This window comes from Anabaena sp. UHCC 0187, from assembly GCF_009712035.1.
Classification (GTDB): domain Bacteria; phylum Cyanobacteriota; class Cyanobacteriia; order Cyanobacteriales; family Nostocaceae; genus Dolichospermum.
In genome coordinates, this window is the sequence record NZ_VILB01000040.1 from 1 (window position 1) to 12,076 (window position 12,076).

Below are 12,076 nucleotides of genomic sequence, written 5' to 3' on the forward strand. Positions count from 1 at the left end.
CAAGTGAAGGCGTATCAACTAATACTAATAATAAAAGCTCTCCCTCAACTTCAGTAATCCCAATTATTGATAGTTCCGTATCCAAAATTCAACCCAAATTGGAAAATTCAGTAGTGGTTTATTCCCAACCAATCAGGACTAAATTAGCTGCAAATGAGCCAATGCTCTTAATCGAAGAGTTTAAGAGAAATAATCCTTCAGTTGTGACTAATGGGAATAAACGAGTAGAAAAGATGACCCAATCTACTGTTGCTAATGCTCAATCTAAATTACCAGTTGTAAAAATTAATTCCGAGCCATCTTTACCAGAATTTGAATCTTTAGTCTTGTCTACTTCTCCTAGTGCTAAAAAAAAGGCAAGCACCCTAAATAGTAGCCAATTAACTCCCCAGATGAATTTAGTAACAACAACGAATTATAATATAACATCATCCCCTGATGAAACCTTAATAAGCAATAATATTGCTTCAAATCAAGGGATAATGGCATCAACCCCATCTCCCAATTCTCAACCACCTAAAGTCAATCAAATTAACCAAACATCCATTGCAGGTGTTAGTCGGCCACCTCAGATTGATGTTGATGCTTTAGCAGATAAAGTAGAGAGGAAAATCATGCGGAGATTAGTCGTAGAAAGTGAACGCAGAGGTAAGAAAAAATGGCGCTAGAAAAACTAACAATTAAAGCAGAGAAAAGTAACGAGGGAGATTTTGCTGATGAATTCGAGGTCTTGTTTAACCCTAACCAGGTACAAATTAATAAGATCGGTTGGACAACCAGCGGAGATCAATTAGTTGCGTCTAATGATTTAGCAACTTTAACAATAGAGTTATTCTTCGATACCACTCTTAAAGGTTCTCCACCAGAAAATGTCCAGAAATATACCAAGAAGATTTTTAATTTGACTCACCCAAGAATTGGTAATAGTACAAAAAGACCACCTAGATGTAAATTGGTGTGGGGAACAATTGGGGGAAAAGATAGTGTTTTGTTACCTGATGGGATGTTAGAAAGTGTCACTAAAACTCTGACGCAGTTCTTGGAAGACGGTACTCCTGTGCGAGCAACTCTTAATTGCACATTCAGAGAGTGGACAGACTCGGTAAAAAAGAAAAAAGAGGAGAATTTAATAGATGATCCGGTTCGGATTGTTAAAAGGGGAGAAACCCTGAGCAGTATTTCTTATGAAGAATATGGAGATCCTGCATTGTGGCGCATAATTGCTGAAGAAAATCGGCTAGATAATCCGCGGAAAATACCTCCCGGATTAGTTCTGACGATTCCACCTCTGCGGATTCCCAGCCAAACTTAGAGGAAAAGAACTATGTCTGATGGTGGTGGTGTTAAAAGCCTTTCCCCTAATATTAGAGTAATCATTGAAGGACAAAAGCTTTCTGCTGAGGCTAGTGCTGATTTACTCGCGGTGAAAGTATCGGAAGATGTGGACGTACCAAGTATGTTTACTTTGGAATTTTCTAGTTGGGATTTAGCCAAGGGTGAATTAACTTGGATTGATGACAAGATGTTTGATATTGGTAAAGAAGTAGAAATTCAGATGGGTTATGAAAATAACTTAAAAACAGTAATCGTGGGAGAAATTACTGGTCTAGAACCGGAGTTTAATCAAAATTCTAATCCTATATTAGTGGTACGGGGACATGATATGCGTCACCGTTTATTGCGAGGTTCTAAAACAAAATCCTATGCCAAAATGAAAGATAGTGATATTGCTAGTCAAATTGCCAGGGGTAACAGCTTAACACCAAAAGTTAAAGATAGTGAGGTGAAACATGAATATGTTTTACAACATAATCAGACTGATTGGGATTTTCTGCAAAGTCGTGCAGAGCGAATTGGTTATGAAGTAGTTATTGATAATAAAACCTTATATTTTCAACCCCATCAGCACGATAGTCAAAAAGTTTTGACGTTGAAGTTTGCAGAGAATTTGCGTGAGTTTTTACCTCGGTTGAGTAGTATGGGTCAGGTGCAAAAAGTAGAAGTAAAAGGCTGGATACCCAAAGATAAAAAAGAAGTTGTCGGTAAAGCTGCTGCTGGCAAAGAAGGGAGTAAAATGGGTGGCAAAACTACTGGAGCAAAGGCAGTGGAAACATTTGGAGAATCTGTTTCTACTGTGGTTATTCAACCTGTAGCCAGTAAAGCAGAAGCGGATCAAATAGCTTTAGGACAGTTTAAAGATATGGCGATCGCCTATATTACTGCTGAAGGAACTTGTTCGGGAATTCCTACTTTAAAAATTGCTAAAGTTATTGAAGTGACTGGAGTAGGAAAGCGATTTAGTGGAATGTATTATGTGACATCAACTGAACATAATTACTCCCAAGAGCAAGGTTATGGTACTTTATTTACTGCAAGGAGAACCGCCTCATGATGGGAATAGATTTGTTAATGCCTGAAGACAAAAGTCTTCGCTTCTATGGAGTGACAGTTGCCGTAGTCACTAATATCAAAGATCCTGATGGAGTAGGACGAATTAAGGTGAAATTTCCTTGGTTATCAGAAGAGGATGAAAGTGCTTGGGCTAGGGTGGTAACATTGATGGCAGGGAAAGATAGAGGCATTTACTTTTTACCTGAAGTGGACGATGAGGTTTTAGTGGCTTTTGAACATGGCGATATTGCCTTTCCCTATATTTTAGGGAGTTTGTGGAATGGCAAGGATAACCCCCCTGAAAAAAACGATAATGATGAAAATAATAAACGCCTGATTAAGTCCCGTAGCGGTCACATGATTATTTTGGATGATACTAAAGATAAGGAACAGATTATTATTCAAGATAAAAGTGGAAAAAACAAAATTACTATTGACTGCGAAAATGATGCCATGAATATTCAGGTAGAAAAAGATTTTACCATTGAAGCTAAAGGCAAAGTTACTATAAAAAGCACAGATGAGGATATGTTGATTGAATGTAAAAATTTAGAGATTAAAACTCAACAAGAATGCAAAATTCAAGCCGGATCTAATTATAGTATTCAAGCTAAATCTAAAGGGGAATTTGCCGCCAAATCCGGCTTGGAAATTACCTGCGCTGCGGGGGTTAAGGTCAATAATGGGGCTTTGGAGGTAATGTAATGGATATTGATTTTTTAGGTGTGGGCTGGTCTTATCCGTGCAAATTGGATGAGAGAGGACAAGTGTTGATGGTGAAATACGAAGATTGCGTTCGTCAGTCAATTTTGGCGATCCTCAGTACCGCGAGAGGGGAAAGGGTGATGCGTCCCGATTTTGGCTGTCGTATTCATGATCTCGTCTTTGCACCCAATAATGCCGGAACAGTTGGTGAAGTGATCAGCGATGTCCGATCAGCTTTAGTAGAGTGGGAACCCCGCATTGATATTTTAGATATTGATGTGCTACCAAATCCGGCTCATCCTAATCTTTTGCAAATTTCCATCAATTACCAGGTTCGCACCACAAATAATCAGTTTAATCTAGTCTATCCCTTCTATTTACAGTAATTAATCATGTTTTTACCTCCTCCCAAAATTGATCAGCGCACCTATGAAGATATAGTTCAGGAAACTCAGGAGTTAACTGAGGACTATACGGATAACAAATGGCAATGCCTGGATAAAAGCGATTCAGGTTTGGCGCTCATCCGCATTTTCAGCCGCATGGCCACCATCGTCAGTGATCGCCTCAATCGCTCCCCGGATCGCAATTTGCTGGCATTTCTCAACTTAATTGGTACTCAACAGGCTCCCCCTCAACCAGCCAGAGTCCCTCTCACCTTTACCTTAGCGGGTGGTAGTCCGGTAGATGCTATAGTTCCGGCTCATACCCAAGTTTCTGCACCCGCTCCCGAAGGTGAAACAGAGGAAGTTATCTTTGAAACTCAACAAGATTTGGTAGTCAGCGGGACACAACTACAAGCAATGTTTGTGGTCGAAGATCGGGATTATTATAGCGATCGCAACCATTGGATTGATCCCACAATTGCCAACCAAAATCCAGCATTTTCAGCTTTCAAAGGCGACCTCCCCACGGAGCATTATCTTTATATATATTCTGAAGAAATATTTAGCATACCAAAATTAGAAACTATTACCATCACTATTGATACTAATAGTCCCACTCAATTCGGGGAATTACTTGATACTTGGTCATATTGGGAGAAGACAGCATGGAAACCTCTGACCCGCATTCACACCCAAGCAAATACAACACAATTCATGATCACAGTGACTCAGTTACCTAAATTGATGCCTTTGGTGCAATTTAATGGACAAAAAGCCCCATGTTTGCGGGTAAGCTTAAAGTCTCAGCAACGGAATCAATTAGCGGAAGCCGCACGAGATAATTTACCAGAAGTTACCCAAATTGAAATTAGCACTAGTATTAATCAAACCCATACCCCCGAATTATGCTTATTTAATAATACTCCCTTGGATCTGAGCAAAGATTTCTATCCCTTTGGTACAACCCCTGGGCGTAACGATACATTTTCTATTCCTTTAGATAATAAATTAATTAAACCCGGAGTTGCCATAGAAATTAGCCCAAAACTGAACCATCAACCCACTTATACTGACGATATAGATATCATTTGGGAAATAGGAAACGGGCAAAATTGGCAAATCATTGAAACTTCAACAGCAGCAGATAAATTTAGATGGAGTAATGATTCATCACCAATAAAATTTATAGAACCTACAGAACCTATCACATCAACTACTTTTCAGTTTCCTCAATCACTAATTAATGAGAATCTAGTTGATGATCATAGAGAAAATTCCTATTGGCTGCGCGCCCGCATTAACAATGGAATTTACGGGATCAGAGGGAGAGAGAAAAAATATGTTGTTTATAATGATGTCACCCTAGTTGCTAGAGGCATCTCCTCTGGACAAACAGAAATATTCGTTGATAGTGTAGATGAATTAGAGATTAATGATATCATTCGCATCCAATCATTAGCTGATCCAACCAGACAGGAAGAAGTCAGAATAATTAATAAAATTGCCTCCGAGAAAAAGCTGATTCTTGAGAATAATATTCGTAATCAATATGAAGCCAGCAGTCGAATATTGTGCAAATTTATTATGGTGGACAAGATTCCTGACACTTGCGATCCACCGGTAGTCCAATCTTTGACATTAACTTATAAATTTCTGCTGAGAAAACCTGCATTTTACTATGCTTATAATGATTTTATTTATTGTGAAGGCAGTCCTTTAGGATTTGTCAGACTGACACAAGCGGTTAAAGCTGGAGAAAGGATCTTACATCTGGATGATGTTAGTCAGTTAAGATTAGGTGAGTTGATCAAATTTGACGATAATAATCCCGAAAAACGGCAAATTGAGCTAATTGATCGAGATCGCCATCTGGTCATCTTCACCACAGCATTGAATCATGATCATCGGCGAGCAGTTAGGGTAATTCGTTGTTTTCACCCGTTAACTCCCGCAATTAATCGCAATTCCGCCCTTTATTTGGGATTTAATCAACCATTTCCCAATCGTCCCAATACTCTTTACCTCCAAGTTGAACCACCTTTACCCAGTGAAGTAGCCCCCAATGCCAATCGAGGGGAAGGTGACCTTAACCTACAGCGGATTGCTTGGGAATACGCTAGTCCCAACGGATGGCAACCCCTAGTTGTTCAGGATGAAACCCAAGCCTTTGCTGAGAAGGGGCTAATTCAATTTATTGGGCTAACAGATTTTATCCCATCGTCTCACTTTGGCAAAGAACTTTATTGGCTACGAGCCAGGAAAAAGCCCAGTAGTATTCCATTCGCACTCTTATGTCTTTTTAAATGGGCATTAGGCTTTAGACGATTACACTTGTTCGGCTTGATCCGCTATCTTGGTTGGCAAATAAGCTGTTCTGTTGATTTTTCCGTAGATCCCCGTTTGCGTTCTGTACGGACGAATACTACCTGGGCTAGTCAAACTATTACTTTAGAAAATGAGATATTAGGTTCTAGCAACAATGAGCCGCAACAGGTATTTTCTGCCAGTCAAGTACCCATTCTTTGGGGACAACAATTAGAGGTGCAGGAAGGTAAAATGCCTGCCGACGAAGAACGACAAGTCATTGAACTACAATCAGGCTCAGAAGCAATCAGCACAATTACAGATGAAACAGGTCAATTAGTAGCAGTTTGGGTGCGCTGGCAAGAAGTCCCTGATTTTTATAGTTCCCAGACCAAGGATCGTCATTATGTCATTGATCGCCAAACTGGAAAAATTCAGTTTGGTGACGGAAAAGCAGGAATGATTCCACCGCGAGGACGCAACAATATTCGCCTGACTCGCTATCATACCGGAGGTGGCATCAGAGGGAATCAACCTGCCTATAAGATCGCCGAATTAAAAACTACTATCCCCTACATTGATAGCGTCATTAATTGGGAAGCGGCCACAGGAGGAAACGAGCAAGAATCTCTGGAACGGCTCAAAGAGCGATCGCCCCAACGACTACGCCACCGCGATCGCGCCGTGACAGCCCAAGATTTTGAAGACCTAACATATCAAGCATCTATAGATGTGGCCAGGGTAAAGGTGATCACCCCAGAAATGATGGTTCCCAATTTCAATCCCTTACTGGAGGAACTATGGATTGAACCAGAGAGAAATTCCTCACTCGCCAAGATAACAGAAGTTAGGAGTCAGAGTCCTAAAATCGAGGGCAATCCCATTCAAGTTTTTACCCATGAGATTCGGGCTGGGCGGGTGCGAGTAATCATCGTTCCCCAGAGTTCAGAAAGTCAGCCTACCCCCAACTTGGCATTACTCAATCGAGTCCATACTTATTTACAAACGCGTTTCGTGCCGACCATGAAACTGCAAGTAACCGGACCTAACTGGCAAGAGATCAGAATTATTACGGAAATTGTCCCTGTTTCTCTAGAAAATGCTGATGCTGTCAGAGTTGAAGTTCAGCGTAGCCTCCATAACTTTCTTCACCCCCTCACAGGTGGCAATCAAGGAGTAGGGTGGAGCTTCGGGCGTAAACCTCACCTTTCCGACCTCTATGCCCTCTTGGAAGCAGTTCCAGGGGTCAAATACGTCCGCTACCTAGACATCCAACCGACTGATTGTCAAATGGATATCCGTACTCTTATTTACTCTGGTCAACACCGAGTTACCTTGAAATTACCAGGAGAGACAGATTAACTTATGCCACTACCATTACCCAATCTCGATGACCGCACATATTCCAGCCTGGTAGAAGAAGCGGTTGCTCTCATTCCCACGGAAGCACCCCAATGGACAGATCACAACCCATCTGATACAGGAATTATCCTGATTGAATTATTGGCCTGGTTGACTGAAATGGTGTTATATCGAGTCAATCAAATCCCTAATCACAATCAAGCCGCTTTTTTAACTCTACTCAAAGGGCATCATTTTGAACTGCCAGCAGAAAAATCTCCCGCCGATCAAAATGCCATCTTGGAGGCTGAGATTCAAAAAACCTTGGCAGAATTGCGAACACCCTATCGAGCCGTCACCGCCAAAGATTTTGAACGGCTGATTTTATCTGACTGGTCAAAAACTAAGACTATTAAAAGAGACTTTGGAGAGGAGGGGATAATTGCGCGAGTGCAATGCTTGCCAGAGCGAGATTTAGAAACAAAAGATGTCAATGAGATTGTGGAAGGGCATATTAGCTTAGTAATTTTGCCTCGTCTACATAGTTCCAATACCGAAAAGCTCAGAAAAATAATTAAGAAATTTCTCAATCAAAGACGACTGATTACTACCCGCCTCCATCTAGTTGACCCCAAATATGTGAAAGTCAAAGTTGCTGCCACTTTATATTTACAAGACGGTGGGAATAATCTGTTCGTTCAAAGAGAAGCAGAACGCCGGATTAAAGCTTTTTTTGCTCCTTTAGATTCCCAAGAATATTGGCAAGGTAATGGCTATCCTTTTGGCGCGGATATCTATATTTCTGAGTTATATCAATTATTAGATAATTTGCCTGGTGTTGATTATGTAGAGGTAGTTCAACTTAACGACTTCGATGAGCAAAGAAAAAAATTCAACCAACAATCCGAAATGATCGGTATTTCTCTAGAAGAAAATGAATTGGTTGAGGTAGAAATTGACAAAATTATCACCATTCAACAACATTTTGAAGCAAAATGGAAAAGAAACAACTAAGTAGTTATCAAGAATATTTACCTGCTTATCTGCAAGAAGATTTCTCTGATCTTGATCTGCAAAAAAGTCCCTTTTTGAGCAGATTTTTACTAGCGGCTGAAAAAATTCTGACTGGGTCTACTCAAGAGCAAGAATATTTTTCGCTTCATCCTCAGATTATTTCCAGAAATTCCCAAACTTCTGTTGGTTTAGAAACAATCATTTCTCAGATTCACACCTATTTTGACCCCCAGAAAACTCCATCGGAATTTTTGCCGTGGTTGGCAGGGTGGGTAGCATTAAGTTTACGAGAAGATTGGGATGACGCAGTTAAACGGCAATTTATTAGCCGAATAGTGCCGCTATACCAAATTCGGGGAACTATTTCCGGATTAAAACAAATGTTAGGAATTTATCTGGAACTTTATCTCCAAGAATTTAACTCCAACTATCCCGCAGGAAAGATTTCAATATTTGAATTTGACGACCATCCTCATTACTTTCAAGTCCAAATCCCCCTTCTGACCACTCAACCGGAGAGATATTGGCGAGGATGCCGCATTGCTAAAGCCATTATTGATCAAGAAAAACCAGCCCATACCTTTTATGCCTTAAGAATATTAACACTAACCATGCAAATTACCAAAGCATGGGGAGGTTGTTATCCGTTTACCTTATTTGACGCTCCGCCTCAACAGAAAATGCAAATCGAGGCTAGGATTAAACTGAATGATTGCCCGCCGGGAGATCCCTTAGAAGAGCAAATATTAATCCGCATTCAGGGAAAAAATTTGCCCCTTGAACCGAATGGCAGCCAACTGGGACCCCATGTCAGGCAAACAGTGTTTTATGAACAATTTACCAACAATCCCGATGGCTTTTTTATCGCTCTAGCTAATTTGAGCGATCGCCAACTGACTGGAAAAATTACGGTTCAAGTTAACTTTAATCTCAACCACCAGCAATATTCCCTGATCATATTTGATTCCCTACCCTTTGACCTAGAACCTAACTTAAGAATTTATCGCCCCCTGAATCAATTAGAGTTAATGCCGGGAAATACTCGTCTTGACTCCAATCCAGAGCAAACTTTGCGTGTCCATCCAGAACCCCCGTTAAAAATTTATCAGCCTCAAATCAAGTGGATTGACGGTAATACGCGCCTGGGTTCTCAAGTTGGTCAAACTATGCGCCTGGTGCATGATGCCAGACTGAGAATTTACAAACCCAGACGATTGTTTGAGAGCATGGAGGGGAATACTCGTTTGGGGAACCAAGTAGGTGAAACAATCCAGATTCCCACAGGTTTAGATGATTCTGAATTAAAAATTTACAGTCAAAATCAAGAATACAAAATTGGCAACACCCTTCTAGGACCCGAAGTAGGTGCAACCATGCGTCTCGTTCCTAACTCCCAGTGGTTAGAGCGGATTTATCGGTTTAAATTATTTGATTCTCCAGCTAAAAAGAACATAGAAATAGAAGCAATTATTACACTAACAGACGTGGCTGAAACAGAAGGGGAAAAAATCGCCAGGTTGTTAATATTACGCATTCAATCCCGTACTTCTTCCTTTAGCCCCATAATGCCAAATCTAGAATTTTCCTCCCAAGGACTGCGGGCTACACACCAGGTTAGCTATCAACGATTTTTGGATAACCCCAAAGGCTTTTACATAGTGTTATCTAACGTCAATGATCGCCAAGTGGCTGGAAAAATCACCATAAAGCTCAACTTCAATCTTAATCAGCGTCCTGTGTCTGAGGTGATTATCGCAGAAGACTTTAATCTCAATCCCAGGGCGAATGTTCTAGAAATTTGTCACCCTCTTAAGGATCAGGATGGAGATATTCAGGGTAATACCATTATTGGCAGAGTTACCCCATATATGCTGAAAACTTTGGCAGTTGAGGAAGACGATTGGATTGATTAATTAAATTTTGGTTGTAACTAGATCATTATGGCTGACTTTATTTTAACCACAGGCGATATGGCCATGTTTAACCCCCCATTTGGGCAAGCAATTGTTACCGTAATTCCTGGTAATATAATGGGGTCCAGTAAAGACATGATTAACAAAAAAATGGTCTGTGTTGATGGGGATGAAAAAACCGTCATTGTTCCTGGTTGTCCCTACATGACTCCATCACATCCTATTCCCGGTGTGGGTATTCTTTCCATTGATTCCCTAGCACCCAATCAAAAAGCCCAAAGAACCAAATCTAACGGTAAACCGGTTTTACTCAAGGGAGGAACATTTAAAGCCAAGTTTCAAGTTGTTGTTCCCGCCCAACAACCCACCCCTGCTGGTCCAGTTCCCGATCCTAGCCCGCAATATACTGGAACTGGTAGTTTCATCACTACTAACTTTCGAGTTAAAGGAACATGAAACTCGATATTAATTAATCCTTGTTCATTATTATCAAATAACTTAACTAAGGAACGTGGATTTATTAACTTACAATTCTTTGTAGGTTGGGTAAAGCGACAGCGTAACCCAACATTAAATTACATAAATTAAGAGTTGTACTTTATTTAATTCACATTCCTAAGTTTCCTTAACTTTATCTGCGTCAATGCTCACGACAATCAACAACATTCACATTTTCAATCAGAAAAGTAGAGAGTAATATATATGGGTACTTTGCGACAAAGCCAAAGCAAAAAAACTCAAGCCATTGCCAAACAACAAGCCACATCTAATAAGAACCGTGATATCCATCCAGCGGAAGAAATACAAGAGATGTTTGGTAACCAAGCACTGGGTCGCCTAATTGAGTCGCAAAGCTCCCAAGATCAGCCAACAGATAATTCCCCAAACCTACTTCTCAAACAAATTTCAACAGCTAATAACTCCCCTCTACAACGGCGGTCTTTTTTTCGCGGTCTTTCCCAAGAGTTAGCAGGTAATGGACAAGGTTATCTGGTGCAGGCCAAGCTGACAGTTAACCAACCAGGGGATAAATACGAACAGGAAGCTGATAGAGTAGCTGCACAAGTAGTTAAGCAAATTAATCACCCTATTTCCCAGCCATCAGCTAACCCAGAAGCAGTCCATAGCCAAAAATTAATGCGAAAGTCGGTGTCATCTCCTGTGCCTATCGCGGGGGGAATAGCAACCACACCACACTTAGAAACAGCCATTAAACAACAACAGGGTCAGGGGCAGCCTATCTCGGAGGATATTCGGGAACCGCTAGAAGAGTCATTTGGTGCTGATTTGAGTGGTGTCAGGGTGCATACCGATGACCAGTCAGATGAATTAAATCGCTCCATTCAGTCCCTTGCTTTCACAAAGGGAAGGGACATCTTTTTTAAGCGGGGCGCTTATCAACCCAGAAGTCTTAAAGGGCAGGAACTCCTAGCCCATGAATTAACTCATGTTATTCAGCAAGGGGGGCAAGGACGGCTTGTACAGCGTAAAAATGATGACAAGCCTAAACAGACACTAAAGAAATCTAAAGGTGGAATAGATATATCAAAAGATGTTACTGGAGAAATAGGGATCTTTAAATTCACTGACCAAAATCTGGAATATAACGAAGATCAAGATGCTCTCAAAGGCGATGGCACAGTTATTATTCCAGATATCAATAACACCAGTGCTAGTGTGAGTGGGATGGTGATTGATAGTCAAGGCGTAGATTGGGATAAAATCACCGTCAAAACCCAAGATATTAAATTAGGGGAAATCGCCACAATTACGAATATCCAAGGCAACATTCTTGGCAAGAAAAAACAATATCAATCGGACGTTTCTGGAACGTTTGGGGTTGATCTTAGTTCACAAGGTCTTCAGGCAAAAACAAGCGGCACAGTCAATATTACTTATGTGGCAGGAACATGGAAATATGCGATTACAAATGGTTCCATAAGTGCGACAATTGACAATATTTTTAAGCTTGATGCAACAGAGATAAATTACGACAATATTAACAAATCTATTGGCATTCTC

10 protein-coding genes are annotated in these 12,076 nt (G+C 40.7%); all 10 read left to right on the plus strand.

What is annotated here, in order from left to right; all coding sequences use genetic code 11:
* On the plus strand, positions 1-668 hold a 668-nt coding region (locus FJR11_RS22760; RefSeq protein ID WP_217358262.1), incomplete at its 5' end, for a hypothetical protein.
* Complete coding sequence (locus FJR11_RS22765; RefSeq protein ID WP_027402336.1) at positions 659-1,312, plus strand: LysM peptidoglycan-binding domain-containing protein; 654 nt, start codon at positions 659-661, stop codon at positions 1,310-1,312. The genes FJR11_RS22760 and FJR11_RS22765, both read left to right, overlap by 10 nt.
* 12 nt (positions 1,313-1,324) lie before the next feature.
* Complete coding sequence (locus FJR11_RS22770; protein ID WP_168507889.1) at positions 1,325-2,392, plus strand: phage late control D family protein; 1,068 nt, start codon at positions 1,325-1,327, stop codon at positions 2,390-2,392.
* Entirely contained in the window at positions 2,389-3,096 is a 708-nt protein-coding gene (locus FJR11_RS22775; protein ID WP_168507891.1) for a phage baseplate assembly protein V, read from the plus strand. The genes FJR11_RS22770 and FJR11_RS22775 overlap by 4 nt, the downstream gene beginning before the upstream one ends.
* A 68-nt stretch (positions 3,097-3,164) precedes the next feature.
* Complete coding sequence (locus FJR11_RS22780; protein ID WP_371417611.1) at positions 3,165-3,482, plus strand: GPW/gp25 family protein; 318 nt, start codon at positions 3,165-3,167, stop codon at positions 3,480-3,482.
* A 6-nt stretch (positions 3,483-3,488) separates the two neighbouring features.
* Complete coding sequence (locus tag FJR11_RS22785; RefSeq protein WP_168507895.1) at positions 3,489-7,148, plus strand: baseplate J/gp47 family protein; 3,660 nt, start codon at positions 3,489-3,491, stop codon at positions 7,146-7,148.
* A gap of 3 nt (positions 7,149-7,151) precedes the next feature.
* On the plus strand, positions 7,152-8,141 hold the full coding sequence (locus FJR11_RS22790; RefSeq protein ID WP_168507898.1) for a baseplate protein J: 990 nt from the start codon (positions 7,152-7,154) through the stop codon (positions 8,139-8,141).
* Positions 8,123-10,054, plus strand: a complete 1,932-nt coding sequence (locus FJR11_RS22795; RefSeq protein WP_168507900.1) for a phage tail protein — start codon at positions 8,123-8,125, stop codon at positions 10,052-10,054. Before FJR11_RS22790 ends, FJR11_RS22795 begins: the two co-directional genes overlap by 19 nt.
* 27 nt (positions 10,055-10,081) lie before the next feature.
* Entirely contained in the window at positions 10,082-10,510 is a 429-nt protein-coding gene (locus FJR11_RS22800) for a hypothetical protein (RefSeq protein ID WP_168507902.1), read from the plus strand.
* Between the two features lie 246 nt (positions 10,511-10,756).
* A partial coding sequence (locus FJR11_RS22805) for a DUF4157 domain-containing protein (protein WP_168507903.1) occupies positions 10,757-12,076 on the plus strand: 1,320 nt, incomplete at its 3' end.

Bases quoted from the DNA above. Each gene is read 5' to 3' on its own strand.
- FJR11_RS22770 (WP_168507889.1), top strand. From the start codon at position 1,325: ATGTCTGATGGTGGTGGTGTTAAAAGCCTTTCCCCTAATATTAGAGTA.
- FJR11_RS22775 (WP_168507891.1), top strand. From the start codon at position 2,389: ATGATGGGAATAGATTTGTTAATGCCTGAAGACAAAAGTCTTCGCTTC.
- FJR11_RS22790 (WP_168507898.1), top strand. From the start codon at position 7,152: ATGCCACTACCATTACCCAATCTCGATGACCGCACATATTCCAGCCTG.
- FJR11_RS22800 (WP_168507902.1), top strand. From the start codon at position 10,082: ATGGCTGACTTTATTTTAACCACAGGCGATATGGCCATGTTTAACCCC.
- FJR11_RS22765 (WP_027402336.1), top strand. From the start codon at position 659: ATGGCGCTAGAAAAACTAACAATTAAAGCAGAGAAAAGTAACGAGGGA.
- FJR11_RS22795 (WP_168507900.1), top strand. From the start codon at position 8,123: ATGGAAAAGAAACAACTAAGTAGTTATCAAGAATATTTACCTGCTTAT.
- FJR11_RS22780 (WP_371417611.1), top strand. From the start codon at position 3,165: ATGGTGAAATACGAAGATTGCGTTCGTCAGTCAATTTTGGCGATCCTC.
- FJR11_RS22785 (WP_168507895.1), top strand. From the start codon at position 3,489: ATGTTTTTACCTCCTCCCAAAATTGATCAGCGCACCTATGAAGATATA.